The sequence below is a fragment of the Curtobacterium sp. VKM Ac-2865 genome (assembly GCF_015350905.1).
Classification (GTDB): domain Bacteria; phylum Actinomycetota; class Actinomycetes; order Actinomycetales; family Microbacteriaceae; genus Curtobacterium.
This window is the reverse complement of sequence record NZ_JADKRZ010000002.1, coordinates 360,304-381,208: the sequence shown is the minus strand read 5'-3', so window position 1 is coordinate 381,208 and position 20,905 is coordinate 360,304. Positions and strand designations below refer to the sequence as shown.

Annotated in this window: 16 protein-coding genes and 2 tRNA genes; 7 read left to right on the top strand and 11 right to left on the bottom strand. The window is 69.3% G+C overall.

What is annotated here, in order from left to right; translation table 11 throughout:
* The first annotated feature begins 5 nt into the window (after nucleotides 1-5).
* From ITJ54_RS06900 to pknB, 5 genes are all read left to right on the top strand, one after another.
* Complete coding sequence (locus ITJ54_RS06900) at nucleotides 6-1,370, top strand: Stp1/IreP family PP2C-type Ser/Thr phosphatase (RefSeq protein WP_194626799.1); 1,365 nt, start codon at nucleotides 6-8, stop codon at nucleotides 1,368-1,370.
* Nucleotides 1,367-2,806, top strand: a complete 1,440-nt coding sequence (locus tag ITJ54_RS06895) for an FtsW/RodA/SpoVE family cell cycle protein (protein WP_194626798.1) — start codon at nucleotides 1,367-1,369, stop codon at nucleotides 2,804-2,806. Before ITJ54_RS06900 ends, ITJ54_RS06895 begins: the two co-directional genes overlap by 4 nt.
* The gene (locus ITJ54_RS06890; RefSeq protein ID WP_194626797.1) at nucleotides 2,803-4,257 is read left to right on the top strand and encodes a peptidoglycan D,D-transpeptidase FtsI family protein; all 1,455 of its coding nucleotides are present in this window, start codon (nucleotides 2,803-2,805) and stop codon (nucleotides 4,255-4,257) included. The genes ITJ54_RS06895 and ITJ54_RS06890 overlap by 4 nt, the downstream gene beginning before the upstream one ends.
* The gene (locus tag ITJ54_RS06885; RefSeq protein WP_194626796.1) at nucleotides 4,254-5,993 is read left to right on the top strand and encodes a serine/threonine-protein kinase; all 1,740 of its coding nucleotides are present in this window, start codon (nucleotides 4,254-4,256) and stop codon (nucleotides 5,991-5,993) included. Before ITJ54_RS06890 ends, ITJ54_RS06885 begins: the two co-directional genes overlap by 4 nt.
* Nucleotides 5,994-6,111: 118 nt before the next feature.
* The gene (gene pknB / locus ITJ54_RS06880; RefSeq protein ID WP_323741617.1) at nucleotides 6,112-7,926 is read left to right on the top strand and encodes a Stk1 family PASTA domain-containing Ser/Thr kinase; all 1,815 of its coding nucleotides are present in this window, start codon (nucleotides 6,112-6,114) and stop codon (nucleotides 7,924-7,926) included.
* 131 nt (nucleotides 7,927-8,057) lie between these two features.
* Here the strand turns inward: pknB and ITJ54_RS06875 are convergent, their stop codons facing one another.
* Nucleotides 8,058-8,702, bottom strand: a complete 645-nt coding sequence (locus ITJ54_RS06875) for an anthranilate synthase component II (protein ID WP_071278539.1) — start codon at nucleotides 8,700-8,702, stop codon at nucleotides 8,058-8,060.
* An 82-nt stretch (nucleotides 8,703-8,784) separates the two neighbouring features.
* Between ITJ54_RS06875 and ITJ54_RS06870 the strand changes: the two genes are divergently transcribed.
* Nucleotides 8,785-9,042 (top strand): cell division protein CrgA, encoded by a 258-nt coding sequence (locus ITJ54_RS06870; RefSeq protein ID WP_071278537.1) that lies wholly within the window; start codon nucleotides 8,785-8,787, stop codon nucleotides 9,040-9,042.
* Between the two features lie 352 nt (nucleotides 9,043-9,394).
* Here ITJ54_RS06870 and ITJ54_RS06865 read toward each other — a convergent pair whose 3' ends face one another.
* Together ITJ54_RS06865 and ITJ54_RS06860 are read right to left on the bottom strand one after the other, a co-directional pair.
* Entirely contained in the window at nucleotides 9,395-10,246 is an 852-nt protein-coding gene (locus ITJ54_RS06865; RefSeq protein ID WP_194626794.1) for a rhomboid family intramembrane serine protease, read from the bottom strand.
* A gap of 2 nt (nucleotides 10,247-10,248) precedes the next feature.
* The gene (locus tag ITJ54_RS06860) at nucleotides 10,249-10,788 is read right to left on the bottom strand and encodes a peptidylprolyl isomerase (protein ID WP_194626792.1); all 540 of its coding nucleotides are present in this window, start codon (nucleotides 10,786-10,788) and stop codon (nucleotides 10,249-10,251) included.
* Nucleotides 10,789-10,904: 116 nt separating this feature from the next.
* Between ITJ54_RS06860 and ITJ54_RS06855 the strand changes: the two genes are divergently transcribed.
* Complete coding sequence (locus ITJ54_RS06855; protein WP_194626790.1) at nucleotides 10,905-11,480, top strand: hypothetical protein; 576 nt, start codon at nucleotides 10,905-10,907, stop codon at nucleotides 11,478-11,480.
* Nucleotides 11,481-12,608: 1,128 nt separating this feature from the next.
* Here ITJ54_RS06855 and ITJ54_RS06850 read toward each other — a convergent pair.
* The 8 genes from ITJ54_RS06850 to gnd all read right to left on the bottom strand — a co-directional run bounded on the left by ITJ54_RS06850 (nucleotide 12,609) and on the right by gnd (nucleotide 20,903).
* Nucleotides 12,609-12,681, bottom strand: a tRNA-Ala gene (locus tag ITJ54_RS06850).
* Between the two features lie 53 nt (nucleotides 12,682-12,734).
* A tRNA-Ile gene (locus ITJ54_RS06845) sits at nucleotides 12,735-12,811 on the bottom strand.
* A 75-nt stretch (nucleotides 12,812-12,886) separates the two neighbouring features.
* Nucleotides 12,887-13,294, bottom strand: a complete 408-nt coding sequence (locus ITJ54_RS06840; RefSeq protein WP_194626788.1) for a DUF3566 domain-containing protein — start codon at nucleotides 13,292-13,294, stop codon at nucleotides 12,887-12,889.
* Nucleotides 13,287-15,932 carry a DNA gyrase subunit A gene (gyrA, locus tag ITJ54_RS06835; RefSeq protein ID WP_194626787.1) on the bottom strand — a complete coding sequence of 882 codons (2,646 nt, stop codon included), beginning with the start codon at nucleotides 15,930-15,932 and terminating at the stop codon, nucleotides 13,287-13,289. The genes ITJ54_RS06840 and gyrA overlap by 8 nt, the downstream gene beginning before the upstream one ends.
* 117 nt (nucleotides 15,933-16,049) lie before the next feature.
* Nucleotides 16,050-18,053 (bottom strand): DNA topoisomerase (ATP-hydrolyzing) subunit B, encoded by a 2,004-nt coding sequence (gene gyrB / locus ITJ54_RS06830; protein WP_194626786.1) that lies wholly within the window; start codon nucleotides 18,051-18,053, stop codon nucleotides 16,050-16,052.
* A gap of 132 nt (nucleotides 18,054-18,185) precedes the next feature.
* Nucleotides 18,186-18,686 carry a DUF721 domain-containing protein gene (locus ITJ54_RS06825; RefSeq protein WP_071278525.1) on the bottom strand — a complete coding sequence of 167 codons (501 nt, stop codon included), beginning with the start codon at nucleotides 18,684-18,686 and terminating at the stop codon, nucleotides 18,186-18,188.
* Nucleotides 18,686-19,936 carry a DNA replication/repair protein RecF gene (gene recF, locus ITJ54_RS06820; RefSeq protein WP_194626785.1) on the bottom strand — a complete coding sequence of 417 codons (1,251 nt, stop codon included), beginning with the start codon at nucleotides 19,934-19,936 and terminating at the stop codon, nucleotides 18,686-18,688. The genes ITJ54_RS06825 and recF overlap by 1 nt, the downstream gene beginning before the upstream one ends.
* A 31-nt stretch (nucleotides 19,937-19,967) precedes the next feature.
* Nucleotides 19,968-20,903, bottom strand: a complete 936-nt coding sequence (gene gnd / locus ITJ54_RS06815) for a phosphogluconate dehydrogenase (NAD(+)-dependent, decarboxylating) (RefSeq protein ID WP_194627379.1) — start codon at nucleotides 20,901-20,903, stop codon at nucleotides 19,968-19,970.
* Between the last annotated feature and the right edge of the window lie 2 nt (nucleotides 20,904-20,905).

Below are 20,905 nucleotides of genomic sequence, written 5' to 3'. Positions count from 1 at the left end.
CCGGGATGACCGCTCGCACGCTGAGCGCCGCTGTGTCCCACGTCGGGCGCATCCGCGCCAACAACCAGGACTCCGGCTACGCGGGAGCGCACCTGTTCGCCGTCGCCGACGGCATGGGTGGTCACGCCGGAGGCGACGTCGCCTCGGCCATCGCCATCCGTCGCATCCGCGAGGTCGACCGTGAGTTCCCCTCGGCGCACGACGCCGAGTTCGCCCTGCAGTCCGCGCTGATCGCCGCGAACCAGCTCATCACCGAGACCGTGTTCGAGCACCAGGAGCTCACCGGCATGGGCACGACGGTGAGCGCGATGATCCGCGTGGGCGACCAGCTCGCGATCGCCCACATCGGCGACTCCCGGATCTACCGCCACCGCGACGGCGAACTGCAGCAGATCACGTCGGACCACACCTTCGTGCAGCGGCTCGTCGACAGCGGGCGCATCACCCCCGAAGAAGCGGCAGTGCACCCGCGCCGCTCGGTGTTGATGCGCGTGCTCGGCGACGTCGACGCGGCACCCGAGGTCGACACCGCGATCATGGACATCCGCCCCGGCGACCGGTGGTTGCTCTGCTCGGACGGCCTGTCCTCGTACCTCGCCGAGGAGCGCATCCGGCACGCGCTGGCGTCGAACATGGACGCCAACCAGGTCACGCAGCGGCTCGTCAAGGAGACGCTCGACCACGGCGCGCCCGACAACGTGACCGTCGTCGTGATGGACGTCACCGACACGGTCCCGACCGAGGACGACGACGACGCGGCCACCACCGTCGGGTCGGCAGCGGCACCCCTCACCTTCGAGGCCTCGACCGGCCGCAAGCCGATCCGCCTCCCCACGATCCTGCTGCACCCGCTCAAGGTCACCACGGCTCCGGAGGACTCGCACTTCGAGCCCGAGAGCGACCAGTACTTCGCGGAGCTCATCGCCGAGGACCGCCGCCGCCGCGTGCGTCGACGGATCACCTGGACCATCGCGCTCGTGCTCGCCGTCGCTGCCCTCGTCGGGGCCGTCTTCCTCGGCTGGCGCATCGTGCAGGACCACTACTACGTCGGCTCGGACCGCGGCCAGGTCGCGATCTACAAGGGCGTGCAGCAGCAGATCGGTCCGCTGGCGCTCTCCGACGTGTACGAGGACTCCGGCATCGAGGTCTCCGACCTGCCCGAGTACACCCGCGAGAACGTCCGCTCGACGATCAACGCGCAGTCGCTGACCGACGCCAGGGACATCGTGGACCGCCTCCGCACCGCTGCGCGGACCGGTCAGGACCAGTCCGGCACGGGGGGTTCCGGCGGCTCGCCGTCCCCGAGCCCGACCTCGACGCGCTCGCCTGCGCCCTCGCCGTCCCCGAGTGCCACGCGAGGTGGCCGATGACCGCCACCGCGCAGCAGTCCTTCACGCAGGCGATCACGATCAAGCTCCGTGAGCCCGCCCGCGCCCGCAACCTCGAGCTCGTGCTGCTCGTCATCGCCTGCGGCATCTGCGCCGGGGCGATGGTGCTCGTGGAGCTCGGCACCAAGGGCCGGCTCTTCGACACCTCGGTGCTCTGGATCGGTGGGTCGATCCTCGGCCTGGCGCTCGTCATGCACGTCGTGCTGCGGATCGTCGCGAAGAACGCCGACCCGTTCATCCTGCCGGTGGCCCTGGTGCTCAACGGCATCGGGATCGCGGAGATCTACCGGATCGACATCCACAACGGCGACCTCGGGTGGGCGGCGATCGGCGTCAAGCAGATCGTGTGGACGCTCCTCGCGATGGTGCTCGCGATCGTCACCCTGATCCTGGTCAGGAACCACCGGTTCCTGCAGCGGTACCGCTACATCTTCATGTTCCTGACGGTCGCGCTGCTGCTCATGCCGATCCTGCCCGGGCTCGGCTACGCACGCGGCGGGGCCCGCGTCTGGATCCACCTCGGGCCGTTCACGTTCCAGCCGGGCGAGCTGGCGAAGATCACGATGGCGCTGTTCTTCGCCGGGTACCTGGTCACCGCGCGGGACAGCCTGTCGATCGTCGGCAAGAAGTTCCTCGGCATGACGTTCCCCCGTGCCCGTGACCTCGGCCCGATCCTCATCGTGTGGGGCGTCGCGATGGGCGTCCTCGTGTTCCAGCGCGACCTCGGCACCGCCCTGCTCTACTTCGGCCTGTTCCTCGTGATGATCTACGTCGCCACCGCACGGCTCAGCTGGGTCGTCATCGGGCTCGCGCTGTTCATCGGCGGCGCCCTCGTCGCGGCGAACGCCCTCGAGTACGTCCACGGCCGCTTCGAGCAGTGGCTGAACCCGTTCGACCCGACGATCTACAACGCTCAGACGCAGGCGAGCTACCAGCTGGTCCAGGGCCTGTTCGGCTTCGCGAACGGCGGCATCACCGGGACCGGACTCGGCCAGGGACGCCCCTACATCACGCCCGTCGCCAACGCGGACTACATCATCGCGTCGCTCGGCGAGGAGCTCGGGCTGATCGGCGTCTTCGCGATCCTCGCCCTGTTCATCGTGCTCGCCTCCCGTGGCATCCGCGTCGGCTTCATGGCGCAGGACGACTTCGGCAAGCTCCTCGGCATCGGGTTCGGGTTCACCATCGCCCTGCAGGTCTTCGTCGTCGTCGGCGGCATCACCCGGATCATCCCGGTGACCGGCCTGACCACGCCCTTCATGGCCGCCGGTGGCTCGTCCCTGGTGGCCAACTGGATCATCGCGGCGATGCTGCTGCGCCTGACCGACTCCATCCCCGCGGAACAGCGCGTCCTCTCCGATCGCGGTGACGCGCTCGGTGGGTCCGCTCGCGGGCGCAGCAGGAAGGCGCGTCGATGAACCGGCAGCTCCGCGGCGTCTCGACGATCGTCGTCCTCATGTTCGTCGCGCTCTTCGTGTCGACGACCTCGATCCAGTTCTTCGCGGCCGACTCGCTCCGAGCCGACTCGCGGAACTCCCGCACGATCCTCGACAGCTACTCGACCAAGCGCGGCGCCATCCTCGTCAACGGCACGCCGATCGCCGAGTCGACGGCCGTGGACGACCAGTACCGGTACCAGCGCAAGTACTCGAACGGTGCGCTGTACTCCGCCGTGACGGGGTACTTCACGATCGGCCAGGGCAACACCGGCATCGAGGGCGCGGAGAACGCCGTCCTCTCCGGCAACTCGGACGACTCGTTCTTCCAGAACCTCAACTCGATCCTCACCGGGCAGGACGTCCAGGGCGACAACGTCAACCTGACCATCGACCCCGACGTACAGCGCGCGGCCTACGACTCCCTCGGCGCGAACAGCGGTGCCGTGGTCGCGATCCAGCCGAAGACCGGCAAGATCCTCGCGATGGTGTCCAAGCCCGAGTACGACCCGAACTCGCTGACGTCCCACGACACGAAGAACGTGAAGGCGCAGTACGACGCCCTCCTGGCGCAGACCCCGACGCCGCTGCAGAACCGCGCGATCGGCGGCGACCTGTACACGCCCGGATCGGTCTTCAAGCTCATCGTCGCGTCGGCGGCGCTCCAGGGCGGCAAGTACGACCTCGACTCCGAGTTCCCGAACCCGTCACGGCTGCAGCTGCCCGGCACGAGCAGCTACATCAACAACGCCGAGGGTGGCTCGTGTGGCGGCGGCGACACCGTGAAGCTCCGCGTGGCGATCCAGAACTCGTGCAACATCCCGTTCGCGGAGCTCGGACAGAAGCTCGGCTACGACACGATCAAGGCGATGGCGGACAAGTACGGCTTCGGCGACGCGATCGACGTCCCGATGCGTGCCACCGCGAGCCAGTACCCCGATGTCGACTCGACCGCCCAGCTCATGCTGAGCTCGTTCGGCCAGGCCAGCGTCCGCGTCTCGCCGCTGCAGATGGCGATGGTCTCGGCCGGCATCGCGAACGGCGGCTCGGTCATGCAGCCGTCGCTGGTCGACTCGATCACGACGAGCGACCTGAAGACCGTGCAGTCGTTCTCGCCGAAGCAGTACAGCAGCCCGCTGTCCAACTCGGAAGCGTCCGACCTGACCGAGGCGATGCAGAGCGTCGTGAAGGCCGGGACCGGAACCAATGCGAAGATCGACGGGGTCGACGTCGCCGGCAAGACCGGAACGGCCGAGGGCGAAACGGGTGACCCCTACACGCTGTGGTTCACCGGGTTCGCGCCCGCGAAGGACCCGGAGGTCGCCGTGGCGGTCGTCGTCGGGAACGGCGGCGGGCTCGGACAGTCCGGCGTCGGCAACACGGTCGCGGCCCCGATCGCGAAGAACGTCATGGAGGCGGTGCTGAACAAATGAGACCCACCAGCGGACTCACCTTCGGTGGGCGGTACCAACTCTCGTCCCGGGTCGCCATCGGCGGCATGGGCGAGGTCTGGCAGGCGACCGACCTCGTCATCGGACGGACCGTCGCCCTCAAGATCCTCAAGGACGAGTACCTCGGCGACCCCGGGTTCCTCGAGCGGTTCCGTGCCGAGGCCCGGCACGCCGCACTCGTCAACCACGAGGGCATCGCCAACGTCTTCGACTACGGCGAGGAGGACGGCAGCGCCTACCTCGTGATGGAGCTCGTCCCGGGCGAGGCCCTGTCGACGATGATCGAGCGCGAGCACACCCTGCCCGTCGACAAGGTCCTCGACATCGTCGCGCAGACCGCCAACGCCCTGCAGGCCGCACACGCGGTCGGCCTCGTCCACCGCGACATCAAGCCGGGCAACCTGCTGATCACGCCGGACGGCCGCGTCAAGATCACCGACTTCGGCATCGCCCGCATCGCCGACCAGGTCCCGCTCACCGCGACCGGCCAGGTCATGGGCACGGTCCAGTACCTCTCGCCGGAACAGGCGAGCGGACACCCGGCGTCGCCGTCGACCGACATCTACTCGCTCGGCATCGTGGCGTACGAGTGCCTGGCGGGTCGTCGTCCCTTCACGGGCGAGTCGCAGGTCGCGATCGCGATGGCACACATCAACGAGCAGCCGCCGGCACTCCCCGGGGACGTGCCCGAGCCGGTCGCCGCACTCGTCATCTCCTGCATCGCGAAGAAGCCGGCCGACCGTCCGGCGACGGCCGCCAACCTGGCCCGTGCGGCCCAGGCGCTCCGTCGCGGTGACGTCGCCGCGGCCACCGTCGCGGTCCCCGCCCTCGGGGGCGCAGGCACGGTCGCGTTCAACCCGCCCCAGGGCAACGACGCGGCGACGGCACTGATCGGCACCCAGGCCGGCAGCACCGTCGGTGGCGGCCCGCGCACACCGAGCTCGCCGGTCACGGACGAGGACGAGGACCCCAAGAAGAGCCGCGCGTGGATCTGGTGGGTCGTGGCCGTCGCCGTGCTGCTGGTCGTGGGTGGCGTCATCGCCGCCTTCGCCTTCGCGAACCAGGACGAGCCCAAGCCGGTCGCGTCCTCGAGCAGTGCTCCGCCGAAGCCGAGCCCGACCCCGTCGGCCTCCCCGACGCAGGAGCGGTTGTTCGTCAACCAGAGCGACTACGTCGGACGCAGCACCACCGAGGCCCAGGCCGCGTTGCGCAACCTCGGCTTCGAGGTCACCGTCGAGGACGGCGACGCCGCGCCCAGTGCCGACCAGGCCAACACCGTGCAGTCGATCACCCCGACGGGGAGCGTCGCTGACGGCACGCTCATCACCCTGCGCAGCTACACCGCGCCGCCGACGGTGAACAAGCCGAACACGCCGAGCGCCGGCCCGGTGTCGGACGACGGCGCTGTCACCTTCACCTGGACCGACGCCACCTGCCCGACCGGGTACACGGTCAAGGCGTACTCGTGGAGCGTCACCGGCGGCAAGGACAGCTCCGGGGCGACGTCCGGCACGACCTCGTCCAAGGCCGTCGACGTGCAGGCCGACGCTGCGGGGCAGACCGTCTCGTTCGTCTACAACGTGACCTGCGGCAACCTCACGGCGTCCGAGAACTCGGACCCCGCGACCGCCACGTGGGAGGCACCCGTCCAGACGGAGACCCCGTCGCCGACGGCACCGTCGACCGGCGCTCCGGAAGGCCCGCAGGACAACAACTGAGGCCACCCGCGGGGTCGTCCACACCGTTCCGGTAACGGTTGTCTGGACGGCCCCGCGGCCAGCGTCTCGTCAGGGACCCCTGTCGTACACTTGCGCGGACGGACATTCGGAGGAGTACGTGCCTGAAGGTGTGACCGCGGGGATCACCCTCCTCGCCAACCGCTACGAGATCGGCGACGTGATCGGCCGTGGCGGCATGGCCACGGTGCACGTCGGTCAGGACACGCGGCTCGGCCGTCGCGTGGCCGTCAAGCTCCTCAAGCCGAGCCTGGCGAACGACCCGGCCTTCCGCACCCGGTTCCGTCAGGAAGCCCAGGCAGCGGCGCGCATGGCGCACCCGACGATCGTCCGCGTGTACGACGCCGGCGAGGAGACCATCACCGAGAACTCCGGCGCCGAGGTCCAGGTGCCGTTCATCGTGATGGAGCACGTCGAGGGCCGTCCACTCAGCGAGATCATCGCCGAGGGCCCCGTCGACCAGGCCGAAGCCGTCCGCATCACCAGCGGCATCCTCACCGCGCTCGAGTACTCGCACCGCGCCGGCGTCGTCCACCGCGACATCAAGCCCGCCAACGTCATGGTCACCACCACCGGCCAGGTCAAGGTCATGGACTTCGGCATCGCCCGAGCCATCACCGACACCTCCGCCACGGTCGCGCAGACCACCTCCATCCTCGGCACCGCGTCGTACTTCTCGCCGGAGCAGGCACGCGGGGAGACCGTCGACGCCCGCACCGACCTCTACTCCACCGGTGTCGTCCTGTTCGAGCTGCTCACGGGGCGCCCGCCGTTCCTCGGGGACTCGCCCGTCGCCGTCGCCTACCAGCACGTCAGCGAGCAGCCCGTCCCCCCGTCGACGATCACGCCCGTGGTCTCCCCGGCCATCGACGCCGTGACCCTGCACGCCCTGGTGAAGGACCGCACGCGGCGCTTCCAGAACGCCGCGGAGTTCCGCCGCGACCTCGAGCAGGCAGCAGCGGGTCAGGTCCCCGCGTCGACGAAGAAGCTCCAGCAGCAGCGGGCGAACGACGCCTCGACGATGCTCTTCGGGGTCAACCCGCGCACCACCACGAACTCCGAGGTCGCCTTCCGCGAGCTCGACGACACCCAGGAGCACCGCCCCCAGCGCACGCAGAACCGCCCGCCGGTCGCGTGGATCTGGGTCGGCATCCTGCTGACGATCGCGGTCATCACCGGTGTCGGGTTCTGGGTGGCCAACCTGCAGCCCGGCCAGGCCCCGATCTCGTCGTCGGTGAGCGTCCCGAACGTGGTCGGCGCCACCTGGAACTCCGCGTCGAGCGCCCTCGAACGACGCGACCTGAAGCCGATGCGCGTGGAGGAGAACTCCGACGACGTGTCCCGTGGTTCGGTGATCCGCACCGAGCCCGGCTCCGGCACGGCAGTGGCACGGCAGCAGGACATCCGGGTCGTGGTCTCCCTCGGACCCGAGCAGGTCGCGATCCCCGACGTGGCGAACCAGGCCCAGGCCGACGCCGAACAGTCCCTGAAGACCGCCGGCTTCGAGATCGGCTCGATCACCTCCGACTACTCGACGACCGTCCCCGAGGGGACGGTCCTGGGCTCTGACCCGGCCTCCGGCTCCGCCCACGCCAAGGGCACGGTCGTGAACCTCCGGGTGTCGAACGGTCTCGTGCAGCTGCCGAACGTGCAGCAGCAGCCATTCGAGACGGCCAACGCCACCCTCGCCGGGCTGGGCCTCACCGTGCAGCCGCAGCCGACCAGCTCCTGCACCGGCAGCACCGTCACGCAGCAGAGCGCGCCGGCCGGCGACATCGCCCAGGGCAGCACCGTGACGCTCACCTACTGCGCCGCTCCTGACCGTCCCGCGGCGCCCTCGGCACCGACGGGTGACACGGGCGGCCAGCCCGGTCAGGACGGCGGCGGCGACGACGGCGGTGACGGCGGCAACTGAGCCGTCCCGTCAGCGCTGCGGGTCCAGACCACCACCGGACTGGAGGCTCGTGGCGGCGCCGTGACGGGCCTCCAGTCCGGTGGTCCACAGGTCCACGGCAGACCGGCGCCGTGCCGGGCTGCCGAGGTGCTTCAGGCCTGTCGGGACGCGATCAGCGGGCCGAGGCCCGCGGCGCGGTCGGCCGCACCGGTCAGCCCGGTGGTCTCGAGCCAGTTGCCGACCATCCGGTACCCGCCCTCGGTGAGGACGGACTCCGGGTGGAACTGCACGCCGTAGACGCGGGCGTCCTGGTGCTGCACGCCCATGATCACGCCGCCGCCGGTCCTGGCCGTCACGGTGAGTTCGTCGGGCACGGTGCCGTCCACGATCGCGAGCGAGTGGTACCGCGTCGCGGTGAACGGGTGCGGGACCCCGGCGAACAGCGTGCTGTCGTCGTGGTCGACCTGCGAGGTCTTGCCGTGCATGAGCTCCTCGGCGTGCGTCACGGTTGCGCCCAGCGCCTCGGCGATGGCCTGGTGCCCCAGGCAGACGCCGAGCAGGGGCTTGTCGGCGTCGATGGCCGCGTGCACCGTGGCGATCGAGACGCCGGCGTCCCCGGGGGTACCCGGTCCGGGCGAGAGCAGCACGCCGTCGTACTCGGCGAGCCGGTCGGCGATCTCGGACTCGGGGAAGGCGTCGTTCCGGACGACGTCGGTCTGCGCGCCGAGCTGCTGCACGTAGCCGTTGAGCGTGTAGACGAAGCTGTCGTAGTTGTCGACGACGAGGATCCTGGTCATGGTCGGTTCACCGTACTCGTGAGGGTCGTGCAGAGGCTCTGTGCAGCCCCTGCGCACACATGTTCACGGTAGGATACCGGCCATGGCCAAGGACAAGGACCGCACCAAGCCCGCCCGGACGACCACCCGAGCCGACTCGGTCGACACGGCGGGCGATCAGCCCAACCCCGTGTGGTTCAAGCCGGTCATGTTCGGATTCATGCTGATCGGGCTCGCCTGGGTGATCGTCTTCTACATCTCCCAGGGCACGCTGCCCGTCCCGTCGCTGAACTCGTGGAACATCCTCGTCGGCTTCGGCATCATGTTCGTCGGCTTCCTGATGACCACACGGTGGCGCTGAACCCGACCCCGATCTCCTGACGACGCCCGCTGCTCCCCTCGGTGCGGCGGGCGTTCTCGTTCTCCACAGGGAACGGCCGTCGGAGCCGCTCAGATCGTGGTTCTCCACAGAAGTCGGCGTTCTCCACATCGGGTTCCACACCCAGACCCCGGAGTTGTCCACAGGTGTTTCCACAATGGGGATAATCACACCCGTGTAACTCACCGAGTTGTCCACAGGTACGAAAACGCCCCGCCACAGCAGTGACGGGGCGTTCGCAGTGCGCCGAGCGTTCGCGGTGCGCCGAGCGTTCGCGGTGCGCCGGGCGTTCGCGGTGCGCCGGGCGTTCGCGGTGCGCGGCTCGGTCAGGTCGTCAGGCGAGCGCCAAGACGTAGCCGACGACCGTCAGCGCGATGATGAGCACCGCTTCTCCGATGAGCAGGGCGATCTGGAGCCCTCGCTGCCGGACGTTGCGGGTCTTCGAGAACACGTACCCGGTCAGGAAGCCCACCGCGATGCCACCGACGTGGGCCTGCCACGAGATGTTCGTCCCGGGGAGGAACCCGATCACGAGGTTGAGCCCCATGATCACGAGCAGCGAGACCGCGTTCGAGCCGAGGCTGCGCTGCAGGACGAAGAACGCCGCGAACAGGCCGAAGATCGCCCCGGAGGCTCCGACCACCGAGGTCGTCGGGGCCAGCAGGGTGACGGCCATCGAGCCGCCGAGGCCCGACAGGAAGTACAGCGCGAGGAACCGCCACGTCCCGAGCATGTTCTCGAGCATCCGTCCGAAGATGAACACCGCCCACATGTTGAACAGGATGTGGAAGAGCCCGGAGTGGACGAACAGTGACGTCACCATCCGCCAGGGCTGCGTCGGCAGGTAGTACGCGTTGTACCCGAGCAGCTGCGTGAAGAAGCGCCCGGACACCTGGTCGAGCAGCCAGATCACGACCGAGACCGCGACGATGACGACCGTGGCCTTCTGGTCGAGCATGGCGAAGCGCCGCCGTGCGACCGTGAACCCGCTGGGTCCGGTCGCACGACGGTTCGCCGTGAACTGCGCCCGCTGCTCGCGGACGCACTCAGGGCAGTGCACCCCGACGGCCGCCGGCGTCTGGCACTCGGTGCAGATCGTCCGTCCGCACCGCTGGCAGAGGATGAAGCTCTGCCGGTCCGGGTGCCGGTAGCAGTAGTTCGCCGGGTTGTACGCCTGGTCGGTCAAGGTCAGACGGACTCGACGTCGATGCTGTTGATGACGACGTCCTCGACGGGCTTGTCACGGCCGTCGGTTGGCACGCCCTCGATCGCGTCGACCACGGCGCGGGACTCGTCGTCGGCGACCTCACCGAAGATGGTGTGCTTGCCCTGGAGCCAGGGGGTCGCCACCGTCGTGATGAAGAACTGCGAGCCGTTCGTGCCGCGGCCACCCTGCAGGCCGGCGTTGGCCATCGCGAAGATGTACGGGTTCTGGAAGGTGAGCTCCGGGGAGATCTCGTCGTCGAACCGGTAGCCCGGGCCGCCGATGCCCTGGCCGAGCGGGTCGCCGCCCTGGATCATGAAGTCCTTGATGATGCGGTGGAAGACCACGCCGTCGTAGAGCTTGTCGGTGGAGACCTTGCCGGTGCCCGGGTGGGTCCACTCCTGCTGGCCGGTGGCCAGGTCGACGAAGTTCTTGACGGTCTTCGGTGCGTGGTTGCCGAACAGGTTGACGCGGATGTCGCCCTTGTTCGTGTGGATCGTTGCGACAGCGGTGTGCAGAGACATGTTCCGATTCTCGCATGCGTCCCCTGCGTACAGACGGTACCCACAGGTACGACTCCGTGACCTGTCAGGCGCTGCGGTGGCAGGATGGGGGCACGCCGTTCCGATGGAGGTACCAGATGACGACGATCGAACTGCCGCGCAAGCGCCGGAAGCAGATCAAGAAGCTCAAGGGCAAGACCGCCTCGCTCCTCGGTGAGCAGCGCAAGGTGCTCGAGCACGCGAACGAGATCCTCGCCGAGGCCCGCTCGCACGCCGCCGACGCAGCACGCAAGGACATCGCACCCCGCGTGCAGAACGCGATCGACAACGGCATCCGCCCGGCTGTCGCCACGGGTGTCCACGCTGCCAGCTCGGCTGCACAGACCGCTTCGCACCGTTTCCAGACCGAGGTCATCCCCGGCCTGGTCTCGACCGCGGGTTCGGTCATGAGCGTGGGCGACCTCGCGAAGGACCCCCGCGTCAAGAAGCTCGTGAAGAACGCTCAGAAGAAGAGCAAGGCCGCGAAGAAGGCCGCTGCGAAGTACGTCCCGTCGCAGCAGAAGAAGGGCCTCGGCTTCGGTGGTGTCGCACTGATCATCGTCGGTGTCGTTGCCGTCGCTGGTGCTGCCTACGCCGCGTACCAGACGCTCCGAGCCGACGACGACCTCTGGGTCGCCGACGACTCCGACTCCGCGGACAAGTCCGCAGCCTGACCTCTCCGGTTCGGACGACGGGCCCCGGCACTGCGCCGGGGCCCGTCGTCGTTCCCGGGGGTCCGTTCCGTCGCGCCCACCCGCCGCGGTGAGATCGCACTCCGTGTCGCCTCAGCGCAGCCGGACCCGACACCAACTGCGACCTCACCGCCGCCAGGCCGGCCATGCGACGGACGGGAGGCGCGTGGCGGCCCCGGCGTGAGCCTCCCGGCCCGCCCACCGGTCACGACACCCCGCGCGCGTCCGCCGGCCGGCTAGGACCCGTCGCCTGCGGCGCCGCGCGCCGACGGCTCGCGCCCACCCACCGCGGTGAGATCGCACTTCGTGTCGCCTCCGGCCTCGCGGACCCGACACGAACTGCGACCTCACCGCCGCCGCCGGGTCGGCCATGCGACGGACGGGAGGCGCGTGGCGGCCCCAGCGTGAGCCTCCCGGCCCGCCCATCGGTCGCGACACCCCGCTCGGCCCCGCCACCGGCCAGGACCCGTCGCCTGTGGCGCCGCGCGCCGACGGCTCGCGCCCACCCACCGCGCTGAGGTCGCACTCCGTGTCGCCTCCGGCCTTGCGGACCCGACACGAACTGCGACCTCACCACCGCCGCCGGCCGGCCAGGCACCGGCCGGGACGCGCGTGGCGGCCCCGGCGTGAGCCTCCCGGCCCGCCCACCGGTCGCGACACCCCGCTCGCACCCCGCCACCGGTCAGGGCCAGTCGCCTCCGGCGCCGCGCGCCGACGGCTCGCGCCCAACCACCGCGCTGAGATCGCACTCCGTGTCGCCTCCGGACCCGCGGACCCGACACGAACTGCGACCTCACCACCACCGCCGCCGGCTGGCCACGCACCGGACGGGAGGCGCGTGGCAGCTCCGCCCGCAGCCTCCCGGCCCGCCCACCGGTCACGACACACCGAGCGAGTCCCGCCCACCGGCCACAGACCGTCGATGGCTGCGCGCCCAGCCGACCGGTCGCGACCACTCGGCGGACATGAGCGGGATGTTGTGACCACTCGCGGCCGGCCGAGCACGCAGACACACAGCCACGCAGGCACACAGGGACGTGGGCGGCACGCCCCCGGACAGCAGAACGCCCCTGGTCGGCGACCGGGTCACCGTCCAGGGGCTGTTGCGAGTGGAGCCTAGGAGATTCGAACTCCTGACATCTGCCTTGCAAAGGCAGCGCTCTACCAACTGAGCTAAGGCCCCGGAGCGACCGAGACGGCCGCCACGTCGAGACTTCCGACGCGGGAGTTGAGTTGTGGTGGGGCTACAAGGACTTGAACCTTGGACCTCTTCGTTATCAGCGAAGCGCTCTAACCGCCTGAGCTATAGCCCCTCAGACCGGATGAAAGCCTACCGCAGGAAGTCGTGGGAACGAAATCGAGCGGATGGCCTCATCCGGCCGGGTGTGTCAGTTGTTGGTGAAGCCCACGAGCAGACCGCCCGTGATCCGCACGCTGAGGTTGTACAGGACGCTCACGATCGCGCCGAGCACGGTGCCGACGACGACGTTGAGGATGCCGACGACGATCGAGAACCCGAGGACCTGGCCCAGTGAGAACTGGTCCATGATCGAGTACCCGTTCTGCCCGGTGACGTCCTTCAACAGCATGTCGATCTTCTCGAACACCCCGGTCTGGTTGAGGATGAGCCAGACCAGCGCGGTGGCGACGACGATCACGATGCTGCCGGCGAGGGCGATGAGGAAGCTCAGCTTCACCACCGACCAGAAGTCGAGGTAGACGAGGCGCAGACGGACCTGTCGGGTGCCGACGGGACGCTTCGCCTTCCTCTGGAGCTTCTCGGCGACACTACTCATTGCTTGACTGGTCCTCTCCGGCCACGGTGTCCGTGGGCACTGTGTCGGCGGGGTCGGGAGCCGCTTCGTCCGGGCTCACCGTCTCCACCGGGCCCGCAGGCTCGATCTCGGGGTCGTCCTGGTCGTCCAGGTTCCGCTCTGTGTTCTGGGCCACCGCGATGATCCGGTCGTTCTCCGCGAAGCGCGCGAAGACGACTCCCATCGTGTCTCGGCCCTTGGCGGGGACCTCGGCCACGGCAGACCTTACCACCTTGCCCGATTGCAGCACGACGAGCACCTCGTCGTCCTCACCCACGATGAGCGCCCCCACGAGGTCGCCGCGGTCGGCGGCCAGCTTGGCCACCTTGATGCCGAGACCACCACGGCCCTGGATGCGGTACTGGTCGACGGAGGTGCGCTTGGCGTAGCCGCCCTCGGTCATGACCCACACGAAGCCGTCGTCCGAGACCACCCGTGCGGCGAGCAGCGAGTCGCCGTCGCGGAAGGACATGCCCTTCACGCCGGAGGTCGAGCGACCCATCGGGCGGAGCGTGTCGTTCGTCGCCGTGAACCGGAGGGACATGCCGTGGCGCGAGACCAGGAGCAGGTCGTCGGTCTCGTCCACGAGCAGCGCCGACCGGAGCTTGTCACCGTCGCGCAGGTTGATCGCGATGATGCCGCCGGTGCGGTTCGTGTCGTACTCGGTCAGCGCGGTCTTCTTGACCAGTCCGTGCTCCGTCGCGAGCACGAGGTACTGAGCGGCCTCGTAGTCCCGGATGTCGAGGACCTGCTGGATCCGCTCGTCCGGCTGCATGGCGAGCAGGTTGGCGGAGTGCTGGCCCTTGGCGTCGCGGCCGGCCTCCTGCAGCTCGTAGGCCTTGGCGCGGTAGACGCGGCCCTGGTCGGTGAGGAACAGCAGCCAGTGGTGCGTCGTCGTGACGAAGAAGTGCTCGACGACGTCGTCGGCGCGGAGCTGAGCGCCACGGACGCCACGCCCGCCGCGGTGCTGCGCGCGGTACTGGTCGCTGCGCGTGCGCTTGACGTAGCCACCGCGGGTGATGGTGACGACGACCTCTTCCTCGGGGATGAGGTCCTCGATCGACATGTCGCCGTCGTACCCGAACATGATCTCGCTGCGGCGGTCGTCACCGAAGCGCTCGACGATCTCGTCGAGCTCCTCGCCGATGATGCGACGCTGGCGCTCCGGGCGGGCGAGGATGTCCTCGAAGTCGGCGATCTTGAGCTCGAGCGCCTCGGCTTCCTCGTGGATCTTCTGTCGCTCCAGCGCGGCCAGACGGCGCAGCTGCAGCTCGAGGATCGCGCGGGCCTGGATCTCGTCGACGGACAGCAGGTCCATCAGGCCGCTGCGGGCCTCTTCGACGTCGGGCGACCGGCGGATGAGCGCGATGACCTCGTCGAGGGCGTCGAGCGCTGCCAGGTAGCCGCGCAGGATGTGCGCGCGCTTCTCGGCCTCGCGCAGGCGGTACTGGGTGCGGCGGACGATGACCTCGACCTGGTGGTCGACCCATGCCGAGATGAAGCCGTCGAGCGCCAGGGTGCGCGGGACACCGTCGACGATCGCCAGCATGTTCGCGCCGAAGTTCTCCTGCAGCTGCGTGTGCTTGTAGAGGTTGTTCAGCACGACCTTGGCGACGGCGTCGCGCTTGAGCACGATGACCAGGCGCTGACCGGTTCGTCCGGAGGTCTCGTCGCGGATGTCGGCGACGCCGGCGAGACGGCCGTCCTTGACCAGCTCGGCGATCTTGATCGCGAGGTTGTCGGGGTTGACCTGGTACGGCAGCTCGGTGACGACCAGGCAGGTCCGAGCCTGGATCTCCTCGACGCTGACGACGGCACGCATGGTGATCGACCCGCGGCCGGTCCGGTAGGCGTCCTGGATGCCCTTGACGCCGAGGATCTGCGCGCCGGTCGGGAAGTCCGGTCCCTTGATGCGCTGCATCAGCGCCGCGAGCAGCTCTTCACGCGTGGCGTCCGGGTTCTCGAGCGCCCACTTCGCGCCGGAGGCGACCTCGCGCAGGTTGTGCGGCGGGATGTTCGTCGCCATGCCGACCGCGATGCCGACGGAGCCGTTGACGAGCAGGTTCGGGAACCGCGCCGGCAGGATCGCCGGCTCCTGCGTGCGACCGTCGTAGTTGTCCTGGAAGTCGACGGTCTCCTCGTCGATGTCCCGGACCATCTCCATGGCGAGCGGCGCCATCTTGGTCTCGGTGTACCGCGGGGCCGCGGCGCCGTCGTTGCCGGGCGACCCGAAGTTGCCCTGACCGAGCGCGAGCGGGTAGCGGAGCGACCACGGCTGCACCAGGCGGACGAGTGCGTCGTAGATCGCGCTGTCGCCGTGCGGGTGGAACTGGCCCATCACGTCGCCGACGACGCGCGAGCACTTCGAGAAGGCCCGGTCCGGCCGGTAGCCACCGTCGTACATCGCGTACAGCACGCGACGGTGGACGGGCTTCAGGCCGTCACGGACCTCGGGCAGCGCGCGCCCGACGATGACCGACATGGCGTAGTCGAGGTACGACCGCTGCATCTCGAGCTGCAGGTCGACCTGCGAGATGCGGTCGCCGGAGACGACGATGTCCCCGACCTCTCCGTGCACGATCTCGGGCTGGTCGTCGTTGGTTTCGTTCTCGTCAGCCATCTGGCTCGGCTACCTTTCTGACGGCCGGGAGGCCGTGGTGGCGTTCGTCGCGCCGGGCGCGACCACAGGTGGTCAGGACCAGAGCACGCGGCTCGCGCCGCGCCTCCAGGCCGGTGATCAGATGTCCAGGAACCGGACGTCCTTCGCGTTCTGCTGGATGAACTGGCGACGGGCGTCCACGTCCTCGCCCATGAGCGTGGCGAAGGTGCTGTCCACCGCGGCTGCGTCCTCGAGCGTGACCTGCAGCAGGGTGCGGGTGTCCGGGTTCATGGTGGTGTCCCAGAGCTCCTTGTAGTCCATCTCGCCGAGGCCCTTGTAGCGCTGGATCCCGTTGTCCTTCGGGATGCGCTTGCCCGAGGCGATGCCCGACTGCAGCAGGGCGTCGCGCTCACGGTCGCTGAAGACGTACTCGTGCGCGGAGTTCGACCACTTCAGGCGGTACAGCGGCGGCTGCGCGAGGTAGACGTAGCCGCGCTCGATGAGCGGCCGCATGTAGCGGAACAGCAGCGTCAGCAGGAGCGTCGTGATGTGCTGGCCGTCGACGTCGGCATCGGCCATCAGCACGATCTTGTGGTACCTGGCCTTGTCCGGGTCGAAGTCCTCACCGATGCCGGCGCCGAACGCCGTGATCATCGACTGGATCTCCTGGTTGGCCAGGGCGCGGTCGAGGCGGGCCTTCTCGACGTTCAGGATCTTGCCGCGGAGGGGCAGGATCGCCTGGGTCATCGGGTTGCGGCCCTGCACGGCGGAACCACCGGCGGAGTCACCCTCGACCATGAAGATCTCCGACAGGGTCGGGTCCTTCGACTGGCAGTCCTTGAGCTTGCCGGGCATGCCGCCCGACTCGAGCAGCCCCTTGCGCCGCGTGGTCTCGCGGGCCTTGCGGGCCGCGAGCCGTGCCTGCGAGGCCTGGATCGCCTTGCGGACGACGTCGCGGGCCTGGGTCGGGTTGCTCTCGAACCAGTGGGTGAGCTCGGTGCCGACGACACGCTGGACGAAGGACTTGGCCTCGGTGTTGCCGAGCTTGGTCTTCGTCTGGCCCTCGAACTGCGGTTCGGCGAGCTTCACGGAGATGACAGCCGTCAGCCCTTCACGGATGTCGTCACCCGTGAGGTTGTCGTCCTTCTCCTTGATGATCTTGGCCTCACGCGCGTAGCGGTTGACCAGCGTCGTGAGCGCTGCGCGGAAGCCCTCTTCGTGGGTGCCGCCCTCGTGCGTGTTGATCGTGTTCGCGAAGGTGTGGACGCTCTCCTGGTACGAGGTGTTCCACTGCATCGCGACCTCGAGCGCGATCTTGCGCTCGGTGTCCTCGGACTCGAAGCCGATGACGTCCGGGTGCACCAGGTCGGCCTTCTTCTGCGCACCGAGGTACTCGACGTAGTCGGCGAGCCCGCGGTCGTAGCGGAAGCTGTCGTGGCGCGACTCCTCGCCCTCGTCCGGGGTGCGCTCGTCGCGCAGGTTCAGACGCAGGCCCTTGTTGAGGAACGCCATCTGCTGGAAGCGTGCGCGCAGGGTCTCGTAGTCGAAGTCGATCGACTCGAAGATCTCGGCGTTCGGCCAGAACGTGATCGTCGTGCCGGTCTCGGTGGTCTCTTCGTCCTGCGAGACAGGGGCGACCGGGACGCCGTCGGTGTAGCTCTGCCGCCAGACGTGGCCCTGCCGGCGGACCTCGACGTCGAGTTCGCTCGAGAGCGCGTTCACGACGGAGGAACCGACACCGTGCAGACCACCGGAGACCGCGTAGCCGCCGCCACCGAACTTGCCGCCGGCGTGCAGGACGGTCAGGACGACCTGGAGCGTCGAGACACCCTCGGCCGAGTGCACGTCCACGGGGATGCCGCGGCCGTTGTCGACCACGCGGACGCCGCCGTCCTCGCGGATCGTGATGTCGATGGTGTCGCAGTACCCGGCGAGGGCCTCATCGACGGAGTTGTCGACGATCTCCTGCACGAGGTGGTGGAGACCGCGCGGGCCCGTCGAGCCGATGTACATGCCGGGGCGCTTGCGGACGGCCTCGAGCCCCTCGAGCACCTGGATCTGGTCTGCGCCGTAGGACGACTCGCTCTGCTGGGCCTGCTCGCTGAGCGAGTCCTGTCGGTCGTCGTCAGATGCTGATGCCATGTCGAGAGTGCTCCTGCCTGCGCGCGGAACACCCACGCACTGCACCGCCCAGTCTATCGCAGCAGCCTCGTCCTCAGGGCTGAAACGGGCCACAGACGGGCGATTTCGCGACCAGAGGACGATTTGGTCTGCTCAACCGTAGGTGTCGCGAGGGCCGCGCCCCTGGACGCTCCTGGGGCCACGTTTCCAGGTGGGGGCGTCCGGGCCGGAAACCCGTATCGACTCGACGCCCGCTTCCGGGTGCCGCTCCGCGATGGTCGTCGTGACGCTCGCGCGCATCAGTCGGAGCTGTGTCGCCCATGCCGTCGAGTCGCACCGGATGAGCAGTGCACCGTCCTCGATGTCCGTCGGACGGGAGTGCTTCGCGAGCTCCTCACCGACCACGCTCGGCCAGTCCACGAAGAGCTCCGAACGCGCCAGCGGTTCCGTCCAGCCGAGCTCCGCCGCGAGCGACCCGACGATGTCGCCGAGGCCCTTCGGCTCACGCCCGCGGCCGTACGGCACGGTGTCGGCGTCGATCTCCTTGGCACGACGTCGGCGGGCGTCGACCCCGCGCTTGCCCGGGTCGCCGAACACCGCCTTCATGTGCTGGTACACGCGGCTGGGTTCGGTGGGCTTCCACGGCCTGGGCATCAGGCCTCCGCCGCTGCGGTCGGGTCAGCGGGTGCCGCCGGTTCCGTCGGCGTCGTCGGACTGGAGGCCCGGCTCGGCTCCGTCTCGTCGGTCACGATGGTGCCGGCCTCGATCCGCACGGTGTGCGCGGCGAGCTGCCCGGGGACGTCGCCGAACACGGCAGCGGTGATGAGCACCTGTTCGTAGTCCGCCACCGCGGTGCCGAGCCGTTCCCGCCGGGACTCGTCGAGTTCGGCGAAGACGTCGTCGAGGATGATGATCGGGTCACCGAGGCTCGACTCCGCCCGCAGGATCGACGCCGAGGCGAGCTGGATCGCGAGCGCGAACGACCACGACTCCCCGTGACTGGCGTAGCCACGGGCCGGTAACCCGTTCAGGGTGAAGAGCACGTCGTCGCGGTGGGGCCCGGCGAGCGTCAGGCCGCGGTCGAGCTCGTCGCGACGCCGGCGTTCCAGCGCCTGCCGGAAGGCCTCGGCCGCAGCGGGGACCGTGACGGGTTCGTCCGGGGTGCCGAGCACCGGGTCCGTCGCGCTGGCGTCCTCGGGGTCGCCGCCCCGCACGGAGAGCACACCCGTGATCGAGGCCTCGTGCCGCTCGCCGGCGACCATCGCGTACGACTCCGCGACGAAGGGTGCGAGCCGACGGGTCAGGTGGTCGCGGGCGGCGATGATCTCGGACCCGAACGCCACGAGCCGCTCGTCCCAGACCTCGAGCGTCGAGAGCGACCCGGCCTTTGCGCCGGAGTTCCTCGCCGACTTGAGCAATGTGTTGCGCTGCCGGAGCGTGCGGTCGTAGTCGGCGATGACGCCCTGCATCCGTGGCGCGATCTGCACGAGGAGCTCGTCGAGCATGCGCCGACGACCGGACGGTTCGCCGCGGACCAGCGCCAGGTCCTCCGGCGCGAAGAGCACGCTCGTGCAGTAGCGCGGGAGCTCGCGCGGCTTGATCGCCGAGCGGTTCACCTGCGCCCGGTTCGACCCGGAGCGGTTGATCTGCACCTCGGCGAGGATGCTGCGGTCCTCGTGCGCGAGCCGAGCGCGGACGATCGCCGCGTCGCACCCCTGCCGCACGAGAGCGGCGTCCGTCGGGACCCGGTGCGACCCGAGCGTGGACAGGTAGGCGATGGACTCGACGAGGTTCGTCTTGCCCTGGCCGTTCCGCCCGACGAACAGGTTCGGCCCGCGTGCGAAGTCGACCTCCGCCTGCCGGTAGTTCCGGAAGTCGGTCAGTTGGAGATGGTCGACGTGCACGCGGGCCGAGGCCGGGTTGCCCCGGGAAGTCCTAGGACTTCTTGACGGCGTGGCCGCCGAACTGGTTGCGGAGCGCCGCGACGGCCTTCATCGTCGGGGACGCGCTGCCCTGACGCGAGACGAAGCGCGCGAAGATCGACGCCGAGAGCGCCGGCATCGGCACGGCGAGCTCGATGCCCTCTTCGAGCGTCCAGCGGCCTTCGCCCGAGTCCTCGACGTAGCCCTCGAGCTCGGTGAGCTTCGGGTCCTCGTTGAGGGCCAGCACCATGAGGTCGAGCAGCCAGGAGCGCACGACCGTGCCGCGCTGCCATCCGGCGAACACCGCCGGGACGTCCTTGATCAGGTCCTTGGCCTCGAGGAGCTCGTAGCCCTCGCCGTAGGCCTGCATGATCGCGTACTCGATGCCGTTGTGGACCATCTTGGCGTAGTGGCCGGCGCCGATCGGGCCGGCGTGCGAGAAGCCCGCTTCGCGGGGGCCCTCGGGACGGAGCGCGTCGAACACGGGCATGGCGCGCTCGACGTCGGCGGCGTCGCCACCGACCATCAGGCCGTAGCCGTTGTCGAGGCCCCAGACGCCACCCGAGACGCCGACGTCCATGTAGCGGATGCCCTTGGCGTCGAGCAGCTTGGCGTGCACCTCGTCGTCGAGCCACTTCGAGTTGCCGCCGTCGATGACGAGGTCACCCGGCTCGAGGACCTCGGCGAGGTCGTTGATGACGTCGTCGGTGATCTTCCCGTGGGGGACCATGACCCAGACCAGGCGCGGGCCGGTCAGGGCCTTCGCGAGGGCGCCGAGGTCAGCGACGTCCGAGACGGCGGGGTTGGCGTCGTACCCGACGACGTCGATCCCTGCGTTGCGCAGACGCGCACGCATGTTGTTGCCCATCTTCCCGAGGCCGACAAGACCGATCTCCATGATTTCCTTCTTCTGTTCGTCGTCGCGCTGGGGCCACGAGTGACGCGTCAGCG